This window comes from Sporosarcina beigongshangi (assembly GCF_033485195.1).
GTDB lineage: Bacteria > Bacillota > Bacilli > Bacillales_A > Planococcaceae > Sporosarcina > Sporosarcina beigongshangi.
In genome coordinates, this window is sequence record NZ_JAWLIR010000008.1 from 107,689 (window position 1) to 133,003 (window position 25,315).

General features: G+C 39.5%; 30 protein-coding genes, 1 other RNA gene, 1 pseudogene and 1 riboswitch. Of the genes and pseudogenes, 10 read left to right on the forward strand and 22 right to left on the reverse strand.

The window, feature by feature from the left end; all coding sequences use genetic code 11:
- Positions 1-1,287, reverse strand: coding sequence for a LysM peptidoglycan-binding domain-containing protein (locus tag R2B77_RS06370; protein WP_203247149.1), 1,287 nt, complete (start codon positions 1,285-1,287; stop codon positions 1-3).
- 314 nt (positions 1,288-1,601) lie between these two features.
- On the opposite strand from R2B77_RS06370, the gene R2B77_RS06375 reads away from it, so the two are divergent.
- Positions 1,602-2,237, forward strand: a complete 636-nt coding sequence (locus R2B77_RS06375; RefSeq protein WP_203247148.1) for a spore coat protein — start codon at positions 1,602-1,604, stop codon at positions 2,235-2,237.
- An 83-nt stretch (positions 2,238-2,320) separates the two neighbouring features.
- Here the strand turns inward: R2B77_RS06375 and R2B77_RS06380 are convergent, their stop codons facing one another.
- Positions 2,321-3,229 (reverse strand): RluA family pseudouridine synthase, encoded by a 909-nt coding sequence (locus R2B77_RS06380; RefSeq protein WP_203247147.1) that lies wholly within the window; start codon positions 3,227-3,229, stop codon positions 2,321-2,323.
- Positions 3,230-3,439: 210 nt separating this feature from the next.
- Here R2B77_RS06380 and R2B77_RS06385 point away from each other — a divergent pair, with 210 nt between their 5' ends.
- Positions 3,440-4,099, forward strand: a complete 660-nt coding sequence (locus R2B77_RS06385) for an HAD family hydrolase (protein ID WP_203247146.1) — start codon at positions 3,440-3,442, stop codon at positions 4,097-4,099.
- A 440-nt stretch (positions 4,100-4,539) separates the two neighbouring features.
- Complete coding sequence (locus R2B77_RS06390; RefSeq protein ID WP_203247292.1) at positions 4,540-5,706, forward strand: NAD(P)-dependent malic enzyme; 1,167 nt, start codon at positions 4,540-4,542, stop codon at positions 5,704-5,706.
- Between the two features lie 58 nt (positions 5,707-5,764).
- On the opposite strand, the gene R2B77_RS06395 is transcribed toward R2B77_RS06390, so the two are convergent.
- The 5 genes from R2B77_RS06395 to metA form a co-directional block, all read right to left on the reverse strand.
- Positions 5,765-6,475 carry a YetF domain-containing protein gene (locus R2B77_RS06395; RefSeq protein WP_404830739.1) on the reverse strand — a complete coding sequence of 237 codons (711 nt, stop codon included), beginning with the start codon at positions 6,473-6,475 and terminating at the stop codon, positions 5,765-5,767.
- Positions 6,476-6,618: 143 nt separating this feature from the next.
- Positions 6,619-6,876: a PepSY domain-containing protein gene (locus R2B77_RS06400; protein WP_203247144.1), complete on the reverse strand. Its 258-nt coding sequence runs from the start codon at positions 6,874-6,876 to the stop codon at positions 6,619-6,621.
- An 851-nt stretch (positions 6,877-7,727) separates the two neighbouring features.
- Positions 7,728-8,270, reverse strand: a complete 543-nt coding sequence (locus R2B77_RS06405; protein WP_203247143.1) for a GNAT family N-acetyltransferase — start codon at positions 8,268-8,270, stop codon at positions 7,728-7,730.
- A 107-nt stretch (positions 8,271-8,377) separates the two neighbouring features.
- Positions 8,378-9,085: a hypothetical protein gene (locus R2B77_RS06410; protein ID WP_203247142.1), complete on the reverse strand. Its 708-nt coding sequence runs from the start codon at positions 9,083-9,085 to the stop codon at positions 8,378-8,380.
- A 61-nt stretch (positions 9,086-9,146) separates the two neighbouring features.
- Entirely contained in the window at positions 9,147-10,055 is a 909-nt protein-coding gene (gene metA, locus R2B77_RS06415) for a homoserine O-acetyltransferase MetA (RefSeq protein ID WP_203247141.1), read from the reverse strand.
- 103 nt (positions 10,056-10,158) lie between these two features.
- Positions 10,159-10,267: riboswitch (SAM riboswitch) on the reverse strand.
- Positions 10,268-10,428: 161 nt separating this feature from the next.
- Here metA and R2B77_RS06420 point away from each other — a divergent pair.
- Positions 10,429-10,608, forward strand: coding sequence for a hypothetical protein (locus R2B77_RS06420; RefSeq protein WP_203247140.1), 180 nt, complete (start codon positions 10,429-10,431; stop codon positions 10,606-10,608).
- A gap of 95 nt (positions 10,609-10,703) precedes the next feature.
- On the opposite strand, the gene R2B77_RS06425 is transcribed toward R2B77_RS06420, so the two are convergent.
- The 13 genes and pseudogenes from R2B77_RS06425 to R2B77_RS06485 form a co-directional block, all read right to left on the reverse strand.
- Positions 10,704-11,153 carry an SgcJ/EcaC family oxidoreductase gene (locus R2B77_RS06425; protein ID WP_203247139.1) on the reverse strand — a complete coding sequence of 150 codons (450 nt, stop codon included), beginning with the start codon at positions 11,151-11,153 and terminating at the stop codon, positions 10,704-10,706.
- Between the two features lie 167 nt (positions 11,154-11,320).
- Complete coding sequence (locus R2B77_RS06430) at positions 11,321-12,184, reverse strand: protein phosphatase 2C domain-containing protein (RefSeq protein WP_203247138.1); 864 nt, start codon at positions 12,182-12,184, stop codon at positions 11,321-11,323.
- Positions 12,185-12,198: 14 nt separating this feature from the next.
- Positions 12,199-12,849, reverse strand: a complete 651-nt coding sequence (locus R2B77_RS06435) for an SIMPL domain-containing protein (protein WP_203247137.1) — start codon at positions 12,847-12,849, stop codon at positions 12,199-12,201.
- 80 nt (positions 12,850-12,929) lie between these two features.
- Positions 12,930-13,745, reverse strand: a complete 816-nt coding sequence (locus tag R2B77_RS06440; RefSeq protein ID WP_203247136.1) for a DUF2785 domain-containing protein — start codon at positions 13,743-13,745, stop codon at positions 12,930-12,932.
- Positions 13,746-13,796: 51 nt separating this feature from the next.
- On the reverse strand, positions 13,797-14,240 hold the full coding sequence (locus R2B77_RS06445) for an ASCH domain-containing protein (RefSeq protein WP_203247135.1): 444 nt from the start codon (positions 14,238-14,240) through the stop codon (positions 13,797-13,799).
- Between the two features lie 42 nt (positions 14,241-14,282).
- Positions 14,283-15,413: a DNA polymerase III subunit beta gene (gene dnaN, locus R2B77_RS06450; protein ID WP_203247134.1), complete on the reverse strand. Its 1,131-nt coding sequence runs from the start codon at positions 15,411-15,413 to the stop codon at positions 14,283-14,285.
- A 10-nt stretch (positions 15,414-15,423) separates the two neighbouring features.
- Positions 15,424-15,994 (reverse strand): annotated as a pseudogene (locus R2B77_RS06455) (nucleotidyltransferase family protein).
- The gene (locus tag R2B77_RS06460; RefSeq protein WP_203247132.1) at positions 15,978-16,283 is read right to left on the reverse strand and encodes a DUF2087 domain-containing protein; all 306 of its coding nucleotides are present in this window, start codon (positions 16,281-16,283) and stop codon (positions 15,978-15,980) included. The pseudogene R2B77_RS06455 and the gene R2B77_RS06460 overlap by 17 nt, the downstream one beginning before the upstream one ends.
- Entirely contained in the window at positions 16,283-16,801 is a 519-nt protein-coding gene (locus R2B77_RS06465; RefSeq protein ID WP_203247131.1) for a GNAT family N-acetyltransferase, read from the reverse strand. The genes R2B77_RS06460 and R2B77_RS06465 overlap by 1 nt, the downstream gene beginning before the upstream one ends.
- Position 16,802: 1 nt before the next feature.
- The gene (locus tag R2B77_RS06470; protein WP_203247130.1) at positions 16,803-17,366 is read right to left on the reverse strand and encodes a DUF402 domain-containing protein; all 564 of its coding nucleotides are present in this window, start codon (positions 17,364-17,366) and stop codon (positions 16,803-16,805) included.
- A gap of 66 nt (positions 17,367-17,432) precedes the next feature.
- Positions 17,433-17,972, reverse strand: a complete 540-nt coding sequence (locus R2B77_RS06475) for a Rossmann-fold NAD(P)-binding domain-containing protein (RefSeq protein WP_203247129.1) — start codon at positions 17,970-17,972, stop codon at positions 17,433-17,435.
- Positions 17,973-18,067: 95 nt separating this feature from the next.
- Positions 18,068-18,547 (reverse strand): GNAT family N-acetyltransferase, encoded by a 480-nt coding sequence (locus R2B77_RS06480; RefSeq protein WP_203247128.1) that lies wholly within the window; start codon positions 18,545-18,547, stop codon positions 18,068-18,070.
- 309 nt (positions 18,548-18,856) lie between these two features.
- Entirely contained in the window at positions 18,857-19,729 is an 873-nt protein-coding gene (locus R2B77_RS06485) for a YitT family protein (protein WP_203247127.1), read from the reverse strand.
- A 183-nt stretch (positions 19,730-19,912) separates the two neighbouring features.
- Between R2B77_RS06485 and R2B77_RS06490 the strand changes: the two genes are divergently transcribed.
- The gene (locus R2B77_RS06490) at positions 19,913-20,182 is read left to right on the forward strand and encodes an AbrB/MazE/SpoVT family DNA-binding domain-containing protein (RefSeq protein WP_203247126.1); all 270 of its coding nucleotides are present in this window, start codon (positions 19,913-19,915) and stop codon (positions 20,180-20,182) included.
- 105 nt (positions 20,183-20,287) lie between these two features.
- A non-coding RNA gene (gene ssrS / locus R2B77_RS06495) (6S RNA) lies at positions 20,288-20,479 on the forward strand.
- A 285-nt stretch (positions 20,480-20,764) separates the two neighbouring features.
- On the opposite strand, the gene R2B77_RS06500 is transcribed toward ssrS, so the two are convergent.
- Positions 20,765-21,382, reverse strand: coding sequence for an exosporium glycoprotein BclB-related protein (locus tag R2B77_RS06500; protein WP_203247125.1), 618 nt, complete (start codon positions 21,380-21,382; stop codon positions 20,765-20,767).
- A 233-nt stretch (positions 21,383-21,615) separates the two neighbouring features.
- Positions 21,616-22,557, reverse strand: coding sequence for a hypothetical protein (locus R2B77_RS06505; RefSeq protein WP_203247124.1), 942 nt, complete (start codon positions 22,555-22,557; stop codon positions 21,616-21,618).
- Positions 22,558-22,824: 267 nt separating this feature from the next.
- Here R2B77_RS06505 and R2B77_RS06510 point away from each other — a divergent pair, with 267 nt between their 5' ends.
- The 4 genes from R2B77_RS06510 (at position 22,825) to R2B77_RS06525 (ending at position 25,205) form a co-directional block, all read left to right on the forward strand.
- Positions 22,825-23,478 (forward strand): BMQ_0737 family morphogenetic spore coat protein, encoded by a 654-nt coding sequence (locus tag R2B77_RS06510; RefSeq protein ID WP_203247123.1) that lies wholly within the window; start codon positions 22,825-22,827, stop codon positions 23,476-23,478.
- A gap of 92 nt (positions 23,479-23,570) precedes the next feature.
- Complete coding sequence (locus tag R2B77_RS06515) at positions 23,571-24,134, forward strand: hypothetical protein (RefSeq protein WP_203247122.1); 564 nt, start codon at positions 23,571-23,573, stop codon at positions 24,132-24,134.
- Positions 24,131-24,403 (forward strand): hypothetical protein, encoded by a 273-nt coding sequence (locus R2B77_RS06520; protein ID WP_203247121.1) that lies wholly within the window; start codon positions 24,131-24,133, stop codon positions 24,401-24,403. Before R2B77_RS06515 ends, R2B77_RS06520 begins: the two co-directional genes overlap by 4 nt.
- A gap of 43 nt (positions 24,404-24,446) precedes the next feature.
- Positions 24,447-25,205 carry a coiled-coil domain-containing protein gene (locus R2B77_RS06525; RefSeq protein ID WP_203247120.1) on the forward strand — a complete coding sequence of 253 codons (759 nt, stop codon included), beginning with the start codon at positions 24,447-24,449 and terminating at the stop codon, positions 25,203-25,205.
- Positions 25,206-25,315 lie beyond the last annotated feature (110 nt).

Sequence of the window (25,315 nt, forward strand, 5' to 3'; positions counted from 1 at the left end):
TCATTTGATTTTCCGTATCGTAAAATTATCTGTTAACAACAGCCAGTTTTGTGGGAAGGCCAAGCCGAGCTTCCAATACATCATGCCCCGCAAACCAAATTCTTTGACCAAATCAAATTTAGCTTGGATACTACGCGCATCCTCAAACCATACTTCATGATGTACACCTGTATCGTCCGTATACTTAAAATGCGGAGCCTGTGCAACATAATCATAGTCGATGTCAACCTCTTGGCTAACTGCGATTGCCAACGCCTGCTGAGGACTAAGTGCCTTAGCGGGTGATCCACCTTGGCTTGGATAAGGGGAAGACCAGTCATAGCCATATAAATTTTGGCCTAAGAAAATTTTCTCCCTTGGGATTTGACTGACAGCATACTCCACAACATTCCGCACAGGACCAATCGGGCTTACAGCTTGCGGATCGCTATACGTATAACCCCATTCATATGTCATAAGGGAAACAAAATCGACAATTTCTCCATGCGCCCTATAGTCATGCGCTCCATAAATCCCTGTTCGTATATCACTTGTCATAGGAGCAAGCGCAGTCGATAGCGTCAGCCCTTCTGGATGGAAACGGTCTCTAGCCCTTCGAAGGAAGCTATTATAGAGCTCACGATCCTCTGGGTGTAAAAGTTCAAAATCAAAATGAATGTCTTTATAGCCGATTTCATTGGCGATTTGAATAAGATTACTGAATAAGCGATCTTGGACTGCTTGGTCTGTAAAGATTGCATGTGCTAAATCTGCATTAAATGCAAAATCCTCTAAATTACTAACAACAAGTGCATTTGCCGCCCCAGCCGATTGTGCGATATTCGGAATATCATCAATCGACGGGGCTTTTAATGAGCCATCGCGTATAACCTCGTAGCTAAACATTGCTAAATAGGTTATTGAATCGACACGCCTCCTCACTTCATCAATCATCGATTGTGCCACCGGTGTTCTTGGTTCGACATACAGCAAAGCCTCTGCCAATTTTTTAGGTCTTGGTGGGATGTAAAGCCGCTGCCCCACTTGTAGCGTGCTAGACGGAGAGATACGATTAATCGTAGCCAGTTCATTGACGGTCAAGCCATATAATTGAGCAATGAGATACAGCGATTGACCCGGCTGCACCCAGTGATAGCTGCCTGTAATCGGGATGACCAACGCTTGACCAACTACAATTTGAGCAGGATTCGGGATTTCATTGGCTGTTGCAATATCTTGATAACTAATACCATAAGCCTGAGCGATGCCGTACAAACTTTGCCCCTTTTGAACTACATGAATTTGCATGTTTATCATCTGCCTTTCATCAATCAATTACGCCCTGGCGTAATGGCGTCCGGATTTTTTCAAGCCTATCGAACTGCAGAGGGTTCGATTTGCCGTATTTCTGTGCCTTTTGCAGAAATTAAGGCACATATTTAGGAAGTGGCACACTTAGACTGCCTTCTTAAGCTCACTTAAAAATCCGCGACATCTGCCAGAGGCTTTATCTAAGCCTATTTTTGCGCAGTGATAATTATGCATCATTTCTAATGTATAGATTTCATTTCAACATCCATACTACTGACGATAAAAATAATCAATCTTTAGGAGGATATGTAGTGACGCAAAATCCATTCGGTCAAACACATGAAAATATGCATACCGGACCTGTTTCGCAACAGATGAATCACGGTGGGCATGAGCTATTCGATATCCACGAAGCATTATCAGGGACTGTCGGAGCGCTCAACCAAGCTATTTTGTTACGCCCACATGTCAAAGATCCTGAGTTACTGGATATTTTGGATCGCCAATACCGCTTTACTTTAGATGAATACAATATTACTGTCGAATGCTTTAAAACCGGGCAAGACCCATCGCATCCAACGGGTAGCTATGAAATGAAACAAGGGAATGACTTCGTTTATGGCATGAAGCAATCTCAACCGACAAAGCCAATACAATCTGATTCAGAAATATCAGACCAAATCATTTCAGGCTTTTTACTTAGTTCCGCCAAAGCTGGAGCATCCATGAAAACGGTAGCTGCACTCGAAACATGTAACCCTGTCGTCCGCCGCGTACTCGCCGACTCTGTACCCAACTGTATCGAAATGGCCTACGAAATGGCGATTTATCAAAATAAGCATCATTATTACCAAGTGCCACAGCTTGCCCAGCAAGATATGCAACAATTGCTGAATTCATTCGCCACTGTAGGTCAACCGGCGATGCCAAATCACACAGTTCAATAATTTCTATACAAAAAGGTGCTCACTTAGCAAAAAGCGAGCACCTCTTCTTTATTCGATTTGATTTACATTCCCATTTGAACTAGTCATTTTGATTTTGCATAAAATGACTTCGGTGCATCCGCCTCAAACCGAACAAGCTCTCCTGTTCGTGGATGTGTCAGCACTAGTCGAGTTGCATGAAGGCCCAATCGTTTAATGGGATTTCCTGTTGCTCCGTATCGCTTGTCACCCACAACTGGGTGGCCTAGTTCTTCCATATGGACTCGGATTTGGTTTTTCCGTCCCGTTTCAAGCTGCACTTCTAGCAGTGAAAATTGTTTATTCGCTTGCAGTGTTGTGTAATGCGTCACGGCATGTTGTCCACCGTTGTCTGTCGGATTTGAATACACTTTAAATGTTTTACTTTCCTTCAACCACGATGCAATCTTACCTGTCTTTTTGCGAACAGTACCTTCTACAAGTGCAATATAGACACGTTCTTTCACCACTTTACTCCAATTCGCCTGTAAGGATTCCTTCACTTCTTCACTTTTGGCAAATAACATAACACCAGACGTATCCTTATCAAGTCGGTGTACAATAAAAATTCGCTTATTCGGATTGCCATTGCTCACATAGTCACGTACTTGACGATATGCTGTCATCTCTGTTTCATTTTTTGAGGCAACAGATAGCAGTCCCGCATCTTTATTGATGACAATAATATCTTCGTCTTCATGCAAAATACTGACACCTACTAATGTGTCTCCCTTTAAAGCTGCTTGATTCTTAATAATTTCAATCCTTTGGCCGGGCTGAAGTGAATGATTATGTTGTTTCACCATTTTCCCATCCACATTCACTTGTCCACGTGTCAATATGGATTTCACTGCATTACGCCCGCTACCCACCATCATTTTCAATAAAAAAGGTAATAGCTCCGACGATTCTTTTACTGTGTAAACCGATGTATCTGCTTTTTTGTTTACTGAATTCTTACGATCTTTTTGCATATTAAAAACGCCTCACTCTCACCTTCATTATCCTCAAATTGCCTCCATAATACAAACACTGTATGATTGAACAAGAGAATTATTTATTTACATTCAGAAAAGCCTTTAGCGGATGTCACGGATTTCTAAGGAAGCCTTTCGAGCTCACTCGAAAAAATCCGACACAATCACGCTGGGCGTGATGAATATGACGAAAAAAAGGGGATTGTTATGCGAGTTGCCATATTTGATTTTGACGGAACGCTCTATGCGGAAGAAACCTTTCAGCTGTTAATGGACCATTTAAAACATCATCCCGTTCACCATCCAAAATTCAAAAAGTTTTACCGGGCGATCCTTAAGCCTTACATTGGGTATAAAATGAAACTCGTTCCTGAAGCTAAAATGAAAGAACAGTCCATGCAAATCTATTTAGATGCACTCGGACAACAATCGAAAATCGAGTTAGATCAGTATTTCGAGGAATTGACCGATAAAGTACAACAGGGCTTCAATCCAGACGTATTGTCACGATTACAACAGCATATTGTCGACGGCGTCCATGTAATGCTCGTTTCCGGTGCCTATATTCCATTATTACAATCCGTTACAAAAGAATTGCAATTCGATACAATCATTGGCACAGAAGTCCCTGTAAATGGGAAAAATATTGATTTCCGAGCACCGATTCATCATGTTCACGGTCTAAGAAAAAACGAGAAAATTGAACGGGCCCTGAAAGGGAAAAATATCGACTGGCAGAATAGCTTTGCTTATGGAGATAGTCTTTCAGACCTTTCGGTCTTGGAACTAGTTGGCCATCCTGTGGCTGTGCGACCCGAACCCCGATTACAGGCTATTGCTACACAACGTATGTGGGAAATCATCTAAAAGTACAACTCGTTTTTCATACAATTTGTCTTCAGCTTTAAAAGAACGCTCCTAGCGGTTATTTCTAAATTCGATAACGTATTCTTTTTCCAGAAATACGTTATCGAATAACAAATTCATCCTCAAAATCCATCACATTAGGCTAATAATGATTATTTCCCCCATCACATAACCGCTTTTTTCATCAGTAGTATAACCTCAATGCTTCCAATAACGTAACATAAATCAAACTAATAACAATTTATTTTTCAAAAAATTATATTCATTGAAAACATTATAACAAAAGCAATGAAAGCGCTTTATTTCAAAGAATTTTCAAACTCAACTAAATTTTCTGACTTGTATTTTTTCTGCTTTCATGGTAAAAATTTAATACTCAATAAAATACTGTAGGGAATGGGGGATATTCATTGACGAATCATTATCAGTCTTCATTAGAAATGCATCGGCTTCATACGGGAAAAATGGAAACCGTGTCTAAAGTTCCGCTAGAAAATAGAGTGGACTTAAGTTTAGCTTACTCTCCAGGAGTGGCCGAACCTTGTTTAGAAATTGCCGAAAATCCCGCAGCAGTATACGAGTATACCATCAAGGGAAATTTAGTTGCGGTGGTGACAGATGGAACAGCTGTATTAGGATTAGGGGATATCGGGCCTGAGGCAGCTCTACCGGTCATGGAAGGAAAAGCGTTGCTGTTAAAAAGATATGCGAACATCGATGCTTTTCCAATCTGTTTAGCAACGACGGATGTTGAGGAGATTGTCCAGACCGTAAAGGCAATTAGCCCTACATTTGGCGCTATCAATTTAGAGGATATTTCTGCGCCACGATGTTTCGAAATTGAGCAGAGACTACGTGAAGAGTGCGATATTCCAGTTTTTCATGACGATCAACACGGCACCGCAATTGTCGTTGGTGCAGGTTTATTAAATGCTTTAAAAGTCGTCAATAAAGACATACAATTGGCTAAAATTGTAGTCAACGGCGCTGGGGCAGCTGGGATTGCAATTACAAAACTTCTACTTACAATTGGATTTGAACAAATTACCGTTTGTGATTCACAGGGCGTCATTTATAAAGAACGACCAAATGGCATGAATTCCACCAAACATGAAATTGCTGCTCTAACAAATCCTGATGGCCTTACAGGCTCTCTGCAAGATGCTATGGCTGGTGCAGATGTGTTCATAGGGGTTTCAGTTGCTAATTTATTGACGAAGGAGCTCATTGCTTGTATGAATGATAACCCTATTATCTTTGGTCTTGCTAATCCAAATCCAGAACTGTCTCCTGACAAAGCGCAGGATTACGGAGTTCGCATTATCGCAACAGGACGATCTGATCATCCAAATCAAGTGAATAATGTTCTTGCCTTTCCGGGTATCTTTCGCGGTGCTCTCAATGTCCGTGCAAGGGAGATAAATGAAAGCATGAAATTGGCCGCAACCTATGCCATTGCTTCATTGATTGACGAATCTGACCTACGGGACGATTACATCATTCCCGACCCTTTCGATGAGCGGGTTGTAAAAGTTGTGGCAGAGGCAGTTAGTAAAGCTGCGATTGAGTCAGGCGCTTCCACCATTAAAGAGTATGCTATCTTATAACTCCAAATTAGAAAAGCGTCATCAATACGATTCAGACCGCATTGATGACGCTTTTTCTCTACTTATTCTCTTTGGCTCCCAAATCGACATGAAGACTTCCATCTGTTTGTATTTCAGCATAAAATACATGTTCAACTTTACCGATACCTTGTTTTTTCAGCTGTTCATACACCCACTCTTCCGTTAAATTGAGCTCGGCCAAATTCTTTTTAACAATTTTCCCATCAGATATGATTTCAGATGGAATATATTTGGGCTCAGGTGCCGGGGCATTGACATCTTTTTTTGTCGCAGGCTCCTGACCAGCTTTCTTCAAAACACTCAAATTCCCGTTCGTTTCCAGTATTGCATATTGAACATCCTTAATAGAGAAAATGTTTTGTTCCCGCAACATCATGTTTAAGTCACTCAAATGGAGTCGTGACTTTTTCATTGCATCCTCAATGAGTTTCCCCTCAAACATAACAATCGTCGGCTTGTCATCTAGTAGTATGCGGGCTTTCCTTGACTTAAGCGCGATATAGCTCATGAGTAACGTTAATAGCGCCCACCAAATCATTGCAATAATCCCATCCACAAACGGTGTTTCGTTTTGTCCTGCAATTTCTGCTGCTATTGAACCAATTGTAATGCCCGTTACATAATGGAAAAATGTTAGCTGGGAAATCTGTTTTTTCCCCATTACCCTTGCCATAATAAGTAAAACGATAAATGCAAGTGTTGTCCTCAGTAACGTTTCCCAAAAATGGATCTTCGATAATTCATCCATAACCATAAGTAGCCACACTCCCGTCATTTAGAAAGTGTTCCACTATTGCTTGGTGGCTATACATGGAGATAATAGGGAGATTGGTACTGCAGGTCCCGACAGAAAAGCCACAACGGTATCGCTTACCGCTGTAGCTCTCCTAGTCAATCCAATTTCACTCTAAGAATGACTCCTGTATTTGCATCAATTTTCACTTCGTACTTCTGTCCCTCTGCTGTTCTAATATCAATTTCATAGATTAACATTCCATCATCGTAGTCTAATTCCGCTTTTACAACCTGACCTGGCACACGTTGTAAGGCAATCGCCATCGCCTGATCCATCGTAATCCTGCGGTATTGTGGGTTTTGCCAATGGTTTGCCCAGTATTGATCTTGGCGCTCATGGTTTTGATGCGTCACCTATTCCCCTCCTATTCAAAGTTCATGCAGTCTTTTACATTCTATTCAGGCTGGGGAAAGATGTGACTTGGCTCTGTTGTTAATCATGATAATGAATGGTATTTAACACGTCTGTTGATTAACCATTTACTTGCATAAATCGCCGGTAAATAAAGGCTTGAAAATCATTTTTTTCACTAAATCGTTTCTGGTTCGCTCTCGGCAAACTATTCACGACATCATTACCAAGGAGGAATTGCAGTTCATTCCTCCCCCGCGGTGGTTAATGTATCTAGAAATGACTTTGTCATTTCTAGATACATTATTTTCGGTCATTTTGTTGTGAATAGTTGCCTGTCGCGTACCTACACTGTTTAAGTGAAAAATGCAGTTGTTTGAGAAGAAAAGAATAGATGACTTTCTATTGAGGCTGTAAGTGCCCGAAGATGAAATTTCGGGCACTCTTACACGTTGAACAAGGTATTCTCACTTTACTTTTAGCAAGTTTTATCAGAAGGTGACACTACCTAAAATAACAGTGGAAAAGACCATAGTAGAAGATTCAGCCGCCAAAATTGTATCTTTGGCGGCCCTCTCCAGTTAAAAAGCCCTCTATTCCCTTGTCTCCAAAAGCATTAGCACTTTGTGTATCTATGTTTTTGTAGAGTAACGGATGAACGACCACAATACGATTACCGAACAGAATGTGTAGGATGCGACGAAGTCGTATCCTACACATAAAATATCTCGGCTATTGTTATAGAAGTCATTCAATCCAGAGCGAGACAAAAGAAAACTTTACACAGAGTACCTAGTGTTTGATTAAGTTATTTTTTGGTTAATCAACAGACGTGGGTATTTAAAAATATAAGTTATGCATTCCACTCATGCTCTAATATGCCGTAAAGGAATGAATCTCGCCAGCTATCTTTATTAAGTAGGTTTTCACGAAGGCATCCCTCTTTCACCATCCCGACTTTCTCCAGCACTTTTACAGAAGCACTATTACGTGGGTCACAGGTTGCATAGATTCGGTGCAGGTTTAATTCTTGAAAACCAAAATTTATGAGTAAATGAGCTACCTCAGTTGCATATCCTTGCCCCCAATAATCAGGGTGAAAGATGTAGCCAATTTCTCCTTCGCGGTTAACAATATCTCTGATATTTATTTCTCCCGAACCTATCATTACAGCTGTATTCTTTTCAAAAACTGCAAAGACAAAACGACTGCGGGGCTTTTTCTTTGCATCCTCTTGTACTGCTTCCAAAAAAAGCAAGGTTTCCTCTTTGGTGTTTGGTCCCCACGGTTGGTATCGGGAGACTATTTCCATAGATGCATATCTATGTACACTAGGCCAATCGTCTTTCACTAATTCCCTCAATTGAACCCTATTTTTTGATTGCTGTTTATCCATGTACACCATTCCTTTCTTTTATATTTAAACAAAGAAGCACAAAGTACATGAATTGTACCTAGTGCTTTCCAATAATAAAGTCCATTTTCTTGTAGTCGATTTCCACTTCAATCAGAACTTCTTTGTTTCTCCTCAGACTTTGGATTCATCAAAAAACGCGTCATTGGCTGTTCTGGGTTCGTCAATAATTTTGCTAAATATGAAGCCGTCACCGTATAGCTGTTTTCTATTTTTTCTGTCAGAAAATTAGTTCGCTCATAAAGAACTCCGCGAAGATGATCCAATTGCCTAGCCATTTTATCTGTCAAACCTTCTTGATTGTCCAGTCTACTAATGACGACTTTTTGGGCATCCCCTTGCTGTAAAATTTGTTTGGATAATTGTTGTTGGTGGTCCATATGTTCATTCATTTTAGTGGCCATCTCTTTCGATGACTCGCTGATTTGCATCCTGAATACTTGTTCCAGCACCTGTTCATCCACTAACATTTGATGCAGTTCTTGCTGTTGATCATCGAGTTGCCTCAACGATTTCATGACATTATTTTTAAATTGCTCATGCTGAAAATCAATTTTTTGTAGTTCATTTAAACGATTACGGATTGTAGTTAATTGATTGGACTGTACCTTTTTTTGTTGTTGTAAAAGCATCTCAAGATCGCCTATATGACGATGAAGCGAAGCGTTTTCTTCATGCTGCTCTTGCATCCATTGCGTTAACGAATCTATTCTTGAATAACTTTGGTTTATCTCCACAAGATTTGCTTCATTGTTGAAAACATCCGAATGACTTTGAATGTTAATAAATAACCCCATTTACCTAAGCCCCCTTGTCGTACTATCTTATGCAAATGTCGGCAAGGCGGTTATCATGTTGTTACTCCCAGACAAAAGGTGTTTCTTGATAGACATAGTAATTCAACCAGTTTGAGAAGAGCAGATGAGTATGTGAACGCCATGTATTTAGTGGCTCTTCGCTCGGATCATCGTTCGGGAAATAGTTCACTGGCAGATCAATGTCGATACCTTTTTGTAGATCACGCGCATACTCTTCAGCAAGCGTCGTTGCATCGTATTCAAAATGACCCGTAATCATAATATGTTTATTATCGTTAGAAATGATAATGAATGCACCCGCTTCATCAGACTTTGCAAGTAGGTGTAAACGGGGATCATTTTCAATTTCCTCCACTGAAACAGCTGTATAACGTGAATGCGGCACTCTAAATTCATCGTTAAATCCGCGTGCTAAATTGATTGTCGGATCAGATAGACGATGCGTAAATACACCTGAGCATTTCTTCGACAAATCAAACTTATCAATACCGTAATGGTGATACAATGCCGCTTGTGCACCCCAACAAATATGCAGTACTGACGTCACATGAGATTTTGTCCAGTCCATAATCTCCTTCATTTCGTCCCAATAATTCACATCTTCAAATTGTAGATGTTCGATTGGCGCACCTGTAATAATCATGCCGTCAAAACGACGATGCTTAACATGCCCAAAAGTTGTATAAAATTTATCTAAGTGCGACTTGCTAACATTTTTCGATTCATGAGTAGCCATATTCATAAATGTCACATCTACTTGCAACGGTGTATTACCTAATAAGCGAAGAAGTTGTAACTCTGTACGTTCTTTTTCTGGCATTAAATTCAAAATAATAATATTTATCGGTCGAATATCTTGGGAAGTTGCACGCTCCTCATCCATGATAAATATTTTTTCCTTTTTCAATAATTCTCCGGCTGGCAATTGTTTAGGTATGTTAATTGGCATAACTCATCTCTCCTTTTTGGATTTACTATGTATGTTAAATGGGTAAAAAGAAAAACCTTCTTTTCTATATGACAAGAAAAGAGGGTTTGCTTTAGGCTCTCAGTTCTTATCTCTCAAGACAAAAAGTCCTGTTGGAGGTAGCACCTTTCTGACAACGTCAGAGGTTGCTGAAGCTTCAATGGGCCATATCCCTCAGCTTCTCTTGATAAGAGTATTCAGTTTGTTTCTATTATACGCTTTAACTTTATATTGTAAACAGTCTTTTTACTTTTCTTGATAATTGTAAGTAGCAGCTTCCGTCCAATTTCACAGAATAAAATCATCGCTTCGAGCCATATTAACTTCGTACTACATGTTTGAAAGGAGATTTTTCATGGGAAGAGATAACAAACAAGGTAGCACCAACAATTCGCGTTCATTACCCCAAACGCCGAAAAGGCAAAAAATTCAACCGGGCGATATGAAAGAAGAAATGGCACGTGAGTTTGAAGAATTGAGCAATCTCGTTCCAAAGCGGGAACGCATGAATCCAAACGAACGGAAAAGAAAGTGACACATTTTTTTGCGAGGATAGCACCTAACTTACCATGAAAAAGACGGTACCCCGCGCAGCAATGATGCTCGTGCGGGGTATTCTTTATTGTCAGCTTATATGACGGCTTCGCTTAATTCTTTCGTCATTTGTTCAACCAAATCAGGCCTTCCATGAAATTGGGCAGGTGTATTTTGAAAAAGCTCTATACGCCATACATCGTTTTCTTTCACCGCAATTAGTGTTTGATGCGCATTCAGTTGTGGGTTTAGTTCCGTTGTTCCAGGCGGTATCATTCCGACGATTGCACGTAATCGTACAACTTCAGTAGTAAAAAGTCTTACATCTTTAACAACACTAATGAATGGAGGAGTTGGATGATCCGCAAATATCGGGTACACATGTGCAAAAATATTGTCACGACCAATTACTTGGCTCCCGTCAAATCCAATTAGCTCTCCTTGCATTGTAAATTGATCTGCCATTTCTTGTGCCTGACGATTGTTCCATGCTTGTATTAAGCTTTGATAAAGGGCTTTGATTTCATTTACTTGTGGTGATTCCATGTTTTTCTCCACCTAATTTCTAAATTCTTTTATTCTTCCTCGCAAGCAATTCATTACTTCTTGATGGGTCTTTTTCAGGGTCGTCAGATTTGTACTTTCGCTTTCAGCTAACTATATATATATTTCATCAATATTATTTCTTAAATCCGAAATAGGTCGTATTTCCATCATTGGACTTCCCCCTCATAATCGCTTGGAATGCTACCTTCCTTTTCTACATCTACAGTCCAAGAAATGATTGTCGTGCTATCGCGGACATTATGCTTTTCAATCTCCTTCAACATCAGTGAAATACTTTCATCAAGTGCTTCTACATTCAACGCTTCGACCAAGTTTTGCGGATTGGCATAAGGTTCACCTGGACATTCTACCAAGCCATCTGTTGTCATGAAAATGTGATTTGTCCCTTTTCTCAATTCCCTTGTCCCAGATGTATAGCATGGAACGGTTTTTTCAAATGTATTCACTTGCCCGATCCACTCGAAGAACTGCCTTTGATTCAGTTGAAATTGGTTGAGGGCCATTAATTCTGGATGCAATAGATAGACCAAGCAATCTCCGACGGAAAACCACCATATATAGTTATCTTTCCGTACGACGACAAGACAAGCCGTTTCTCCTGTGACATTTCTACATGCAGCCAAAAGTTCATCGGATTGAAAAATTTCAAGCAGCTTGTCTTCCAATTTCTTAAAATTTGGAGGACCGTCCAATGATAAAATCGCTGACAAGCCTTCTCTATGCTGTTCAAATGTATGAATGACAAGTTCCGCGCTTTCAGCACTTTTATGTGCATCGAGAATAGCTGCGAATTCCCAATCATCAGTTTGCCAGACCATACAAGCGTCCTCATTCTTTGTTTGACCCGCTGATGAATTACCACCAAAACGTCCGACTGCCACACGATTCATCCACCGAACATCACGCTCATCAACAAATGCTTTTTCACTTCCAACCCAAGAGAAATTATTCATGACGATGCGTTTCCAAATAGGATTTGATTCGTTTGAAATAATATTCTTCCATTCCATTCACTACCTTTTCTTCAATACTGAAATTGCACCTCTACTGTAGCGTTAATCACGATTTCCCCTTGTTCAATCGGTGTAGATCCTCTCATTTCTTTTGCCGCAAACATTCGAGTTGCCACAGATTCAGCCCTATGCCCTTCGACAATTTTAATCGGCGTAGGGTCAATCTGAAGTTGCATCGTATCAGCTATTGTTTGCGCTTTTGCTAAAGCATTCTTTAAAGCTAAACTCAATGCTCGTTGATAGTATAATTGTTCATCCCCAACCGTGAATTGAATGTTTGATACATTATTCACACCGTTTTGAACGGCAACATCTATCACATTTCCGACCTGTTGGATGTTAGTCGTTTTAATAGAAATTGCATTTGTAACCTCATAGCCCCTGAACACTTGCTTTCCTTCGACATAATCGTACTGCGGAAAAACATTGTAAGACACAGTTTGGATATTCTCTCTGCCAATTCCTAATTGCAATAATGACTCAATCACTTGGTTCATCACAGCAGCAATTTCCTGCTGTGCCTGACTCAGTTGTTGACTTTCTGTATGTACTTCCAACTGAATTTGCACAGTATCCGGTGCAACTGGCAAATTGCCGATTCCTGTAACGGTCATAACTCGGCGTTGCTGATGTGTATATTGTTGTACATATGGGTAATACATGCGCTTTCACCTTCCCTGACCTGGATTTAGTTTCATTAGATACTATGCACAATGTCAGGAAAAGATAATTGCGATGGTCTCTAACGAAGGTACATCCATTTTTCTAGAACTTGAAAAATCTTCTTGTTACTCTCTACACCAATCTCTTTTGAGTTCAACATAATATACACAGCTTTCAAGAAATTCTTTACTGTCCGTTTAGTATGATAGGCGTCAATTGACCCTTTATTTTCATCCAAGTGTGTTTCGACCATTCCAGTCAACCCTGCCATCCAGGCTTGGATATCCCGTTCAGCATTTTGGTGCTCCAGTAAGGAAGCGATTATGTTCGCCAGCCGTTCCTCCTCTTCATCCAAATAATCCACTTGCATACATAGGCAATGTTGAATCGCGTGAAGAATTCGACCGATGTCTTCTTTATTAAGGAAAGGATGTTTTGCTAAGGCATCCAACACGTCCGCACCATGTGCAACGGCATGCGCCCATCCTTTTCCTTCAATAAACCCTCGTGTATCTTGTTCTTCCACCATATAGTGAATGACCTTATTTACAGTGTGTTGCACAAGTTCTGATTTCACAACTTTCTTCTCTATGTCGTATTCGATAATCGCTGCTATGACAAGTGCAGAAAAGGATCTTGTGAAAACGGAATCGGTTCCAAACTCTCCAAGACTGTAGCACAGGTAATCTTCCCCTACTACAACTTCAAGTAACGCCTCGATTTCTTCCGAGGTTAATTGATCCGAAAAAATCAATTTTCCGAAGCTTATATAAATTAGATTGTCACGCAAATAACTATCTGGATTGCCAATCTCACTCAACATTTCTTGCCTAATTTCCGGCGTTAACTGTGGTATTCTATCATCGAGATAACTTTCTAGTGTTGTGGTCAACATTACTATTTCCACTCCTATTAAATAGTGCTACATACAAGCACTTTCTCCATCTTACTTATTCTTTACGTCAATCAGCGTAAATCGTTCGCAAACAAGAAGCATATCCTCTGAAAATTCAAGTCCATGATTCTCTAATTCACCAGTGAAAAATGTTACGTGCGCTGATTTCCAGGCTTCATAAGGTCCTTCACCTTCAGCTACCGCGAATTCCTCCGACACTTGATTCATCGGCACAAATGACACTTCAACCGTTTTAATAATGGCAACCGGCTGTTCCTCACTATTTAAAATAATGCTGTAGTCATTTACCCGAGGCAATGCCTCATTCTCCAGCTCATAGAGTACATGTCCTGAACACGTCGCTGTCTTTTTCCCATCTATGACAAGCTGTGCAAGCTCATCAGGCAAACCACCAAACATCCATGCAGTAACAGATGTTGGTTTCCCCTCCGCCTTCCAAAATTCATCCCAATATTTTTGTGCTGCGTTATTCATTGCTCACTACCGCCTATTTCTCTTAATTTTTTTATTCTTATTTTAATAAGTCCGCAATGGCGAGATCAGGTGTAAACAAGCCCCGCTATGTTGTGGTTTAATGACAATCGGCTTCATCATGCCACCAAAACTTATTGTTACATTTTCTTCTTGTATCCCTTTCAGCGCATCCAGCATAAAGCGACCATCAAAAGTCATTTGGATGTCGTCCTGACCATCCATTTCTATAATTTTTTGATATTCCTCAATCATTCCAACTTCTGTAGCATTTGATGCTATTTTAATCCTTGCATCATTTACAATTTCTAAATTGACGTTGTTATTTTTCCATTCAGTCGAGAAAACACAAGCTCGGTCAATCCCCTCCATTAGTGCTTTCGTGTTAATTGTTACCGTAGATTTTGATTCTGAAGGTACTAGGGCTTGGACGTTTGGAAAGCTTCCTTCTATTAACCTCGAATAAAGTGAACTATTAGCAGTCTTAAATACGATGAAGCTATTTGTATAATAGATATCTAAGGTTGAAGACTCAGACTCTTTCAGATGCATCAATTCAGACAGACTCGTACTTGGAACGATAAATGATTCTTGTATGTCCGATTGTATATGTACTTCCCTCCGCGCTAATCTATGTGAGTCAGTTGCGGTACAAATCAGCTTATTTTGTTCAAACTCCATTTTCACACCCGTTAGTACGGGTCTAGACTCACTTTTAGCAACAGCAAACACAGTTTGTTTTATAGCCTCTGTTAATTTTCCAAACGGGACCTTCACGTTATTCTCACGGTCCATCTCCGGGAGTTTTGGATATTCATTCGAATCAAATCCATTTAGCCTCGTTTCAATAGTCCCTGATTTAATTGTGACTGAACCATTGAAATCTGCTTTCATATGAATATCATCAGGTAATTTTTTTATGAGTTCATTTAAATATTTTGATAGTACAACAACACTACCAAATTCACTTATTTCCACAACTTTTTCTTCATTAATGAAAGAAGGAATTGTTCTTTCTATAACTACATCCGAATTGCTTCCCGTTAAGGTTAAGCCATTTTTGTTGGCCTCTATTTTTATTCCAGCAAGTATCGGAATAACATTTCTTGATGAAATAACTTTATTAATATCAGACATCGCATTTATAAATAAAGAACAATTTACTTTAAAATCCATACAGATCCCCCTATTTAAGTAGCCCCAAGTTCATCACTTCAATATTACTCCATCTAGCTTGCCAATTCTTTTTCCTAACCCTTTTTTCATAAATCATCAACCTGTCCTGCGATTCCAAGAAATAAGGAGTCGGCTTCACTATCAAATTGACAACATCCTGTATACCATGAGGCGCCGTCAAAATGACATTGTTTCTCTCAACTAGCTTCACACCTAAAGCTGTTGCCGTTTCGGGAAATTTTGCAATTGCATCAGCGGATGATGAATAGGGAGGAATATGATTTGTCATATGCATTCTTGCCTGATTTTTGACTGACCAGTGGACAGTAGGAAGTAGTTTATTCAATGCTTCCTCGTGATTCTTCTCTACACTCTCTTCAACATTCAATTGATCGTAATAGATTACATCAATGTCTGGAAGCGGAGTTCTTTCATCGAAAACATGCATCACGTCCCAAATTTTAGATCGCACAAATCCACCAATCAGGTAAATTCAATGATTTAGCACAACTTAATAGGTCCATCATCCATTCGTCTTCTTGAATAAGGTTAATAATATCTTCTTCATTTTGAATCAACATCATCAATCCAATACTCCCTACCATCATCACTGCGATTCATAAAACGATAATCAATCAAAAATCGTCTAATCGTAGCAAAGTCATCATGGATTGTTATTAATAATTCATTTACCTCTTTTTCCAAATAGACTTTTCCAACGTCAAAACGCTTAATAATTTCCTGTGCAATAATGTATTTTCTTTTTTCCTTACTTGGAAATACATCAAGCGGACCATTTGTACCTTGCTTGAAATAATTCCCCAACACTTTTTCTCTTTCTTCATCCGTAATTAAAAAACGTTCATCCATTATTCTCGCCCTTTCAAATTAGTAAGATCATCCCATCCATAGGCGATTTCACTCAACTTCTTGCCTTCAATTTCGATTTCTGCAGTGTCGACTTCCTTTCCTCCAAGCGTTTCATAAAAACGGCATGCAGGGTTTTCTTTGAGTGCCCAAATGAGCATCGAGTTCAGCTTTTTCTCTTTTAAATCATCCACTACCGTCTGGACTAACTTTCGTCCAAGCCCATTCCCTTGCTGCGCTTCTAATAAGTAAATAGCATAAAGTTCACCAACATAGGCTTCATATTTACCAGTACGCTCTTTGCCACCTGAAGCAAATCCCACAATCTGGCCATTATCATCTTCTACTATGTATACATTATTTTGCTCTATGCCATTCATCCATATCTTCTCACGGCTTTCGTACGACAGACTAGCTAAATACGTATCCGGCACAATTCCCTTATACGTCGTCCGCCAGCTATCCACATGGACTTTCGCAATACCTACCGCATCTTCTAATTCCGCCTTGCGAATTAACACGTCAACCGTCCCTTTCCTTATCGTTCACCGTTTGAGCTAACAGTTTGAAATGGGGTATCGTCAATTCCTTTAATTTCAAACGTCCCTCTGCCAATAAGATTTTCAGCCTTTTAAACTCCGCCCAGGCAGTTTCATATTCACTAACGGAAATCTCATTGTTCTTAAAGGCGATTTCCAACTCATCAATATCCTTTTCAATCACTTCCCCAGTTGGCAATACAATGAGGTCCAAATACAAATCATCCATCCACGGACCATTTTTCGTGCAGTACCCTATCTCTTTACAGATATCGATATACCATTGCACAATGCTGCCAGAAGGATCAAATACTGTAGTAACCGAATATTGCTGCCCTTCCGGAAAATGTTGCATCCAATAATAGCCGTCATTTCCAATGCAAACCGTCCTACCTTCGTAGCTCATGTAAAGGGGCTCCATAACTTCCTTCATATGAAGCAGACTAACATACCCCTTAAATGCTTCCGTTTCAATGAAGAGCTCGGTATACGCCCTCTTTTTCACCCGTTTCCAATCATACCTATTTCCAAATTTCCGCTTCAACATCAATATCCTCATTTCTTATTATTTCCGTATTCTCCTATTCCGCAGATATATCTTTCGATTGAAAACTTAACCCGGCCGTGCTTCATAAGGATGTATTTGACCTATTATTCCCTCTTTTTCATCGGCGGTGATTTGTTGAATGACTCCATGCGCAATCTCATCGTGTGTGAGCCAACGTGAACCCCTATCTTCCATTACAAATCCTAAAAAGACTTTTCGATAGTTACACTGACTAGGAATTTGAATGGGCTCATCTTCGAAATATCGCCGACTACCCTTTACATGAAATAACCGAAAAGATTTAGCCCCATGATTCAACTCACAAATATGCTCAAGCACACTGTAATTGGGTGTCCAGCTGATAATAAGGTTAAACGGACCGCGTTTCCTAATCGCTTTATTAATTTCGTCAAAGACAGCGTCTGTATCATAATCAGTTATAAGTGGAAATATAGAATTCGGTGGACTTTCTACTTGTAACCGTTTAAATTTCGGTACTGCACGACCAATGACAGAAACGGAATAGCCATCACGTGCAAGATCGATACAAACCCCAGCAAGCATACCCGTTCCGCCAATCACTAGCGCATGACCATTACTTTCCATGCACTCACCCCTTCTTTGAAGACATGACTCCGTTTGGCAACTGGCATGTATCTTGTTTTAAGTTGCCAAACGGAGTTTTATAAGGATAGGTTGACTTAATCATTTTCCATTTCTTTATTGATAAAACCCCTCAACTGCATCACATGCGTTGTCTCGGAAGCAGAATCATCTAATTCAAACCCATTCGACCGATAAAAAGCATCTGCCTTCGAGGATTCTGTTCGAACAGTCATTTCATTGAATGTACCACGAGAATGGTCAATAATTTGTTTAAGCAAAAGCGAGCCTACACCTTGCCGCCTCGCATCGTCTAACACGTAAAACCTTTGCAAACGTGCAACTTGTGTATCGTCGGAAAAAGGTGATTGATTGACACCACCAATCGCAACAACATTGCCAGCTTCATTTTGAACAGCGAATAAGGCCTCTCCAGGTTTGTTAAACCGATTGGTACCATCTTGAAAATCATTAACGAGGCGTGATAAAAAACGATAGCCTTCCGTTTCACTTTCTTTTACTAAATGAGAAATCGTAATTGCCTGTAAATCCTCAACCCGTTCTACTGAAAATGTCATTGCTTTTTCCTCCCTTTAATCAATTATGGCCCGGCATAATTGCGTCCGGATTTTTTCGAGCTTTAGGCCTACAGGGGGGAAGGATTGAACTGATCCTTCCTTACTGCGACAGGACGTCGCGCACTTAGGCTGCCTTCTTAAGCACCCCGTAAAAATCCATGACATCCGCCGAAGGCTTTATCTGAGTTCAGATAAAGTGATTTTTCCTACTAGTACCTTTCAACAACTTCATTAAAAAAACCTCCCTTTATCGCAACAAACAAAAATAACCCACATACGTTTATCACGTAGTGAGTTATTTTGCGATTACTATTTCTCTACATCTCCGTCCACTTGTGCCCTTGAAAAACCACGACCGAGAATTTCCGACGCATTCAAGAAAATAACAAACGAAGTTGGTTCAAGCTTTTGAAGTACTTTTTTAAAATAAACAGCCTCTGATTGCTCCACGACACAGAGGATCATCGTCTTTTCTTGATTCGAGTAGCCGCCAACTGATTTAATCTTCGTTAAGCCACGGTTAATTTCATCTTTGATGATGGCTTGTACTTCCTCTTCTTTATCCGTAATAATCATTACCAATTTTGTTGGAGACGTTTGCAGTTGGACAAAGTCAATCACTTTACTTGTCACATAAATAGCAATCATCGCATATAGCGCAAGCTCAAAATTAAAAACAAACGCAGATGTCAGGACGACGAGCCCATCAACGAGTAGCTGTGAAAAACCACTCGAAAGTCCGGTGAATTTCTTCACCAATTGAGCAATTAAAGCCGTTCCACCTGTCGAACCATTTCCTCGATAAACAATCCCTAGCCCGACACCAAGCATAATTCCCCCGTAAATTGCACTCAGCAAGGGATTATCGACAGAGAGCTTGATATCCGCGGTTATCCAAATAACGAACGGCACAAAAAAAGTACCGATTAATGTTTTCAAGCTAAACTCTTTTCCCACAAGGACAACTCCGAGTAGTAAAAGTGGGATATTAATAAGCCACTGCACGTAAGCCGGATTGAATAGAAAAAGTTCATAAAGAATCGTACTAATTCCTGAAACTCCGCCTGCTGCCAGCCTCGCCGGTAAGAAGAAAATATTAAATGCCAAACCAACGAGGGCTGCCCCAAAAATAACTTGAATATATTCAAAAATAACTGTTTTTCTAAATTGTTGTATCGCCATTATTCAATACCCTCACCTTCAACCTTTCCATTTTAACAAAAAATCATCCAATCATCATCTTTTTTCAAAAAACAAAAGCTAGATTAGCATACATAAGAGCGCGAACTTACTTTTGGATTTATTAGTTTTTTATAGTATAATAGGCATAAGTTATATTAAAAATATTATTTAAAGGAGGATTCTATGCGAAGTTTAGGTATCGTAAGAAAGGTTGACCAGCTTGGAAGAATTGTCATCCCAAAAGAACTTAGAAAAACACTGCATCTAAGCACTAATTCACCTATGGAAATATTCGTAGAAGAAGATAAAATTATTCTACGAAAGTATACAGTCAATGAAGCTTGTATCGTAACAGGCGAAATTACGCCTGAGAATAAAATGTACTCGAATGGTATGTATTTAAGCCCCAAAGGCGCGCAAATTGTGTTGGAGGAAATCGCAAAAAACAGCTAAGAGACTATGAATTATAGTGAAAAACTTTAATTCATAGTCATACTTAATGTCCTATTTCCAACTATTTCATTTGATAATTCACTTCAATTGGTGTAGACTTTGTTCTAGAAGCTGCGTTGTGCGTATCAACATTAAGTTTTAACCTTTAAGCTGTAAACGGGAGTTTTTTCTAGAAACGGGAATGGCATACCTCGTTCTTTCGATAACGAGGACAAACAGGATTGTTTCTGCGAACACCCACTTTGAGAAGTGGTGGTTTAAAACTTTCTAAGACCGTACGGCAAAGGCGGCTTTTCTTTTAAACATTATACCTATAAGGTTTATCAGTAAACATCATCCTCTAGAGGGTGGTGTTTTTTTATTAAATCCTCTTGTTGTTAAACTGGCGTTAAAATTCTTCGTAACTAATGCTATTTATTACGATTTGTTAGCCACTTTCATATTGACATCTAGAGGAATCGACTTAACTGCCGTACCCGGTAGAAATACATAAAACCCTTTTCATCGTTTACATGAAAAGGGCTGGCTTGCACAAAAGAACAATCGTTTCGTATACTTTATTTTGATCTTTGTATCTACCAATTACGCAATCGTAACACCTGCACTAGCAGTACCTGTAACCGCACCAGCCAAAACAGATCCGCCTAGTGTAAACACCATTAGCAAACGGTCCCCTACCGCTACCGGCACGGGTGCAAAATTCGATGATGCTCCACTTAGTGTAGTACCTACAGTTATTAGCGGTGTTAAGGTTGGGGCTAGATCTACCCTTACGCCCGTCGGAGTGAAAGTATTACTTCCTGCTGGTGCGCGATAGATTTCTGCAGAAACCGTTGCAGATTCAGCTAAAGTCAATGCTGCCGTTAACGTAAACGATGCTGAAATAGCTGTTAGAAGACCAGGTCTTGGAACCGAAAAGGCTTCGTTTATTAAACCTGTCAAGTCTATTGCATTACCCGCAAGAAACACACCGGGAACCGCTGTGCCAAATCCAATTAAACTAGGCGTACCTACTAATCCGCCTGCAAGAGAAGTCAAAGCGACAGCTGTCGCACCAGAGGCAAATGGGATGATTGAACCCGTTAATGCCGGTGGAACTATACAGGCTGCGTCAATCGCTCTGAATGGTCCAAGCGCAGTACAATTGACACTTCCATTGCTAGGAGCCTGGCGACCACAACATCCATGATTAAAACTCATATTAACACCTCCTTTCTCCACTATCCTATTCAAGCCAGTAGCAGGGCGGACGGGCTATCAACCACTTGCGTTTAGCGGTTTTTTAAACAGCATGACATGCATTTTTAAAAATATACTTTCTAACGAAGACTGGGAATCTCCAAGAAAAAACAACCATCCTGACAAGAAAGTCAAAATGGTTGTCGTAATGGTATAAAATGATTTTTACTTTTGATAATTCCCGGAAGTTAATCTTAAGACTTCCTTCGAAAAAAATTAAACAATGATGATGCTTCTTTATTTTTATGTTGCTGACGTTTCATTTCACTAGTGATTTCTATCGAAGCCTCTGGACTTATTTCTCTTTCAAATTCCTCAATATGAGGCGCAATCTCCTCAAGTGCTACTTTATAAAACACTTCCTCAGATGCTACTTCTGCTTCTTCGTTTTTCTCAACCTCTAAAATCGGTTGGGATATGGCGGGGACAAGATTAACACCATTTGTTGGCATGGCCTTCTTTGTTGTAGCATTATTGAAATGAATCATTGGTTCCCTATTTAAATTTCTATTCAAACCATTATAGATTTGATTTGGCTGATTACCAATTGCCGGGAAACTTTGTTTAACATGCACTTGATGCTTACTTACTGTTGGCGTAACAGTACTTGAAGCGTCTTGGATATCATTAGCCCCCGCTACAAGGCTTTGCAAATACTTATATGAGGGTGGACGATTCGACTGTTGAATCGAAGAAATGGACGTTTTCCCTTCCAATTGGCGAGATGCCTCCGTGGCTTCCAATACGTCCGTATTATGATGACTATTCACTGGATCTTGCATATCGCTAGAAGTATTCACTTTTTCTTTGCGATCATTTGTTAATTGATTCATAACTACGGAAAAATCCTTGTTTAACTCCTCGACAGTTTTGTTAAGTGAGCCTATCTGTTGTGCAAATGTGTCAATTTGTTGCTCATACTCCTCTAACTGCGTACTCCGTTTGTCATTCAGTCGTTCCATTACCTCTTCTAAATGCGAGACTTGCATTTTAAAGCCTGTCAATTCACTTTTCATGAAGAGATAGTCATCAATTGTATTTCCCGATTTCAATGTTGTTAAGGTATCTCTATAGGTCGCGATTTTCTGTTTTAGTTTTTCGATGTCTTGAGCAGAGTATAACTGAGCATCAGCCATCACTATTCCTCCTTTACAGTACATACCTATTCTATTGCTCATGCTTTCATTACGTGACATATTATCACCTTTAATGCTGAATACTAATAGGATAATGTGCCAGATTCTTAACCATCAATACCCCTTCCTAACTATTGTTTGTACAAATATCTTTTCTAGTTAATAAAGTTAAAAAATATCTCGATAAGTTATTTCCTGCCCAGACACTCATTTTTCCCCATCATATGCTACGGGTGAAAGATAAAAAATTTGGAGGTGTCTGCAAAAATGCAAGAAAATAAGCCGTTTGATGGCAAAGAACTAATTTGTATTAATGTCGATAAGGTATATGACTGGATTGTTAAAGAAAACTCATTTGATATTACTCCAACAGGACCAATTTCCTTCCCAGGCGTTACTGCAACGACAAGTTTAGTAGGTGCAACTGTTACATGTGAAGTAACGCCGGCAGCAATGAACCCGGTCGTTATCCTACATCGAGAAGATCGCACGTTCTGCATTGACGGAACAAACGTATGCCTTCAACAGCTTAATATCCAAAAGAATTTTGTTGTCACAATTATTCTTACTTTTCCAAATGGAACAATGCTAACAAGCGCGGATATCCCTGTTTCTCGTTGTGAACAAGTCACTTTATGTGCTCCTGAAGGAACTGATGTTGAAGTGACATACACGAATCTAGATTGTTTTGTATGTACTACTGGTACACTTGTCGCAGGCGAAGGCACCATTACCTTCTCTGCACTAACTATCTCAGTAGCTACTTGTCAAAGCATTCAATCGACATTCCCAGTTACTGTTGAATTTTTAGCTGATTTCTGCGACCCAAGGGCAGATATAGTATCAGGCTGTGCCGCACCAACACGTCCACAGCAATGCTCTGTCGTTTTCCCCGACGCCGGCGGCAACTGCTGCGGATGATATCGACTGATGGTGATAATGAGGAAGTACCAAACATATTATAAAGAGAGGATATCCCTCTCTTTATTTTTTTTGAATAGGAGGAAGTCATCATGAATAATGAAGTCGAACAAAAGATTGCCGAACTCCATCAACAAACAAAATCCTACTTAATTGAAATTAAAAAATTAATAGATGGACCAAATGATTCCAGCAAATTAAATATCATAAGCTACTTTACTTATTCTTTAAATATTTCCCATAACCTAGAACAAGAGAGCCTATGCCTCGGCTCTTACCACGTACATAATTTAGGTAGTCAACCAATTACAAATCCCTATATTTGCATAAAAGTCCCCACGGAGTCCCCTTTCTCATTCTCTGGACGCTATGTTCATGAAAATTTCAAGCAATCTTTGAAAAATGCGAGCGAATGGGAGCGCATAAATGAACAAACAAATACAGAGGAATTTTGGCTGAGACCTATGGGGAATGCTTCTATTGAACCCTATGAAACCATTTCGTTCTCAAATTTCCAGATTAAATGGACTCCTACAAAATCCTATGCCGGAAGTATTATGGGGGTTACGTATAGCGATCAGATGAAGGAAGGCATTGCTGTCATTAATCCCATCAATCTCAACGGCACCATTCCTATGCAGGAGGCGGGAGAATGAGTAATCTAACTGAAGATGAGCAAGTTATTCGGCAGTTTATGAAAGACCAACTGCATGACCGAAAAAAAGATAACCCGGAAACTGATAACAGCTTTATTTTTTTGGAAAAAGAAACGTTGGATATGTTGATGAACCATCTACTGAACAATACAAAACAAAGAGCATCAGATGATTCACAAGTAAAAATGATAGAAGTACTAGAACAAATTATCACAGATAATCAAAAGGAGTTTGAAGCGATTATCACGTTTCTTAAAGAAAGATCCTAATCCAGCATTTGCCTCGGTAACATCTAAGATTGGAGGTATAAACATGATTAGTGAGAACACTAGACGAAACAGCTTACATCAGCTTGAGCAAACAATTATCTATTTAAGGGCGGAATTGGCTAAATATAAAAATGAAGTGAACAAAGTTCAAAGCGATTATTATTACTCCCTTGCAGAAAAATTAACCTATGACAATGAACAATTAACAGCAGAAAAAAATGAGCTTACCGAGAATTTATTTAGACTCAATAAAGAGTTGGTCAAACGGACGAGTGATTATAAGGAACGTATACACTTGCATGAAATACAAAGTAAAAAGCAGTTAGAAACTATCGATGCTTTACAACAAACCGAAAGCACCTCAATGATGCTTAAACAGCTTGAATATAGACTGATGAACCATATTCAAAATGCAACGAAACCACTTCTACCACTAATCAATCAATTAGCGCAAGCAAATAAAGAACATTCTGAGTCTACTCAAGATAAACAGTATGTACTACAAGAGATAGAAGCTAAAAATAATATAATTGCTAAACTTCAATTTGAATTATCGCTGTTACAAAAAGAAAACGACAAGCTAATAGCCCAGAATAGCGAACCTCCGATTAACACTGAAACATTTTTGCAAGTCGATGCACAAATTAAAAAATTACTTAGTCAATCGTTGGAATACGAAGAAAAATTGGCTACCAAACTTCTCGCCCTTCATTCATTGGAACAGAAAATAGAACAGCTCACTTTAGAAATTGATGAGGTAAAAATTTTTGGCGTCAGTGGACAGATTTCGAAAGTTGAATAATAAAGTAGAAGTACTATCTGATAGCATTCTATTTCTGGTAACATAAAGGTTCATTCAACAATCAAAATCGGTTTCCTATTGGAAGCTGATTTTTCTAACTTTATATAATT

What these genes read in the sequence shown, in the direction of transcription:
- R2B77_RS06370 (WP_203247149.1), bottom strand. Translation starts at nt 1,287, where the DNA reads ATGCAAATTCATGTAGTTCAAAAGGGGCAAAGTTTGTACGGCATCGCT.
- R2B77_RS06380 (WP_203247147.1), bottom strand. Translation starts at nt 3,229, where the DNA reads ATGCAAAAAGATCGTAAGAATTCAGTAAACAAAAAAGCAGATACATCG.
- R2B77_RS06385 (WP_203247146.1), top strand. Translation starts at nt 3,440, where the DNA reads ATGCGAGTTGCCATATTTGATTTTGACGGAACGCTCTATGCGGAAGAA.
- R2B77_RS06390 (WP_203247292.1), top strand. Translation starts at nt 4,540, where the DNA reads ATGCATCGGCTTCATACGGGAAAAATGGAAACCGTGTCTAAAGTTCCG.
- R2B77_RS06395 (WP_404830739.1), bottom strand. Translation starts at nt 6,475, where the DNA reads ATGGATGAATTATCGAAGATCCATTTTTGGGAAACGTTACTGAGGACA.
- R2B77_RS06405 (WP_203247143.1), bottom strand. Translation starts at nt 8,270, where the DNA reads ATGGATAAACAGCAATCAAAAAATAGGGTTCAATTGAGGGAATTAGTG.
- R2B77_RS06410 (WP_203247142.1), bottom strand. Translation starts at nt 9,085, where the DNA reads ATGGGGTTATTTATTAACATTCAAAGTCATTCGGATGTTTTCAACAAT.
- metA (WP_203247141.1), bottom strand. Translation starts at nt 10,055, where the DNA reads ATGCCAATTAACATACCTAAACAATTGCCAGCCGGAGAATTATTGAAA.
- R2B77_RS06420 (WP_203247140.1), top strand. Translation starts at nt 10,429, where the DNA reads ATGGGAAGAGATAACAAACAAGGTAGCACCAACAATTCGCGTTCATTA.
- R2B77_RS06425 (WP_203247139.1), bottom strand. Translation starts at nt 11,153, where the DNA reads ATGGAATCACCACAAGTAAATGAAATCAAAGCCCTTTATCAAAGCTTA.
- R2B77_RS06430 (WP_203247138.1), bottom strand. Translation starts at nt 12,184, where the DNA reads ATGGAATGGAAGAATATTATTTCAAACGAATCAAATCCTATTTGGAAA.
- R2B77_RS06435 (WP_203247137.1), bottom strand. Translation starts at nt 12,849, where the DNA reads ATGTATTACCCATATGTACAACAATATACACATCAGCAACGCCGAGTT.
- R2B77_RS06440 (WP_203247136.1), bottom strand. Translation starts at nt 13,745, where the DNA reads ATGTTGACCACAACACTAGAAAGTTATCTCGATGATAGAATACCACAG.
- R2B77_RS06445 (WP_203247135.1), bottom strand. Translation starts at nt 14,240, where the DNA reads ATGAATAACGCAGCACAAAAATATTGGGATGAATTTTGGAAGGCGGAG.
- dnaN (WP_203247134.1), bottom strand. Translation starts at nt 15,413, where the DNA reads ATGGATTTTAAAGTAAATTGTTCTTTATTTATAAATGCGATGTCTGAT.
- R2B77_RS06460 (WP_203247132.1), bottom strand. Translation starts at nt 16,283, where the DNA reads ATGGATGAACGTTTTTTAATTACGGATGAAGAAAGAGAAAAAGTGTTG.
- R2B77_RS06470 (WP_203247130.1), bottom strand. Translation starts at nt 17,366, where the DNA reads ATGTTGAAGCGGAAATTTGGAAATAGGTATGATTGGAAACGGGTGAAA.
- R2B77_RS06475 (WP_203247129.1), bottom strand. Translation starts at nt 17,972, where the DNA reads ATGGAAAGTAATGGTCATGCGCTAGTGATTGGCGGAACGGGTATGCTT.
- R2B77_RS06480 (WP_203247128.1), bottom strand. Translation starts at nt 18,547, where the DNA reads ATGACATTTTCAGTAGAACGGGTTGAGGATTTACAGGCAATTACGATT.
- R2B77_RS06485 (WP_203247127.1), bottom strand. Translation starts at nt 19,729, where the DNA reads ATGGCGATACAACAATTTAGAAAAACAGTTATTTTTGAATATATTCAA.
- R2B77_RS06490 (WP_203247126.1), top strand. Translation starts at nt 19,913, where the DNA reads ATGCGAAGTTTAGGTATCGTAAGAAAGGTTGACCAGCTTGGAAGAATT.
- R2B77_RS06500 (WP_203247125.1), bottom strand. Translation starts at nt 21,382, where the DNA reads ATGAGTTTTAATCATGGATGTTGTGGTCGCCAGGCTCCTAGCAATGGA.
- R2B77_RS06505 (WP_203247124.1), bottom strand. Translation starts at nt 22,557, where the DNA reads ATGGCTGATGCTCAGTTATACTCTGCTCAAGACATCGAAAAACTAAAA.
- R2B77_RS06510 (WP_203247123.1), top strand. Translation starts at nt 22,825, where the DNA reads ATGCAAGAAAATAAGCCGTTTGATGGCAAAGAACTAATTTGTATTAAT.
- R2B77_RS06515 (WP_203247122.1), top strand. Translation starts at nt 23,571, where the DNA reads ATGAATAATGAAGTCGAACAAAAGATTGCCGAACTCCATCAACAAACA.
- R2B77_RS06520 (WP_203247121.1), top strand. Translation starts at nt 24,131, where the DNA reads ATGAGTAATCTAACTGAAGATGAGCAAGTTATTCGGCAGTTTATGAAA.
- R2B77_RS06525 (WP_203247120.1), top strand. Translation starts at nt 24,447, where the DNA reads ATGATTAGTGAGAACACTAGACGAAACAGCTTACATCAGCTTGAGCAA.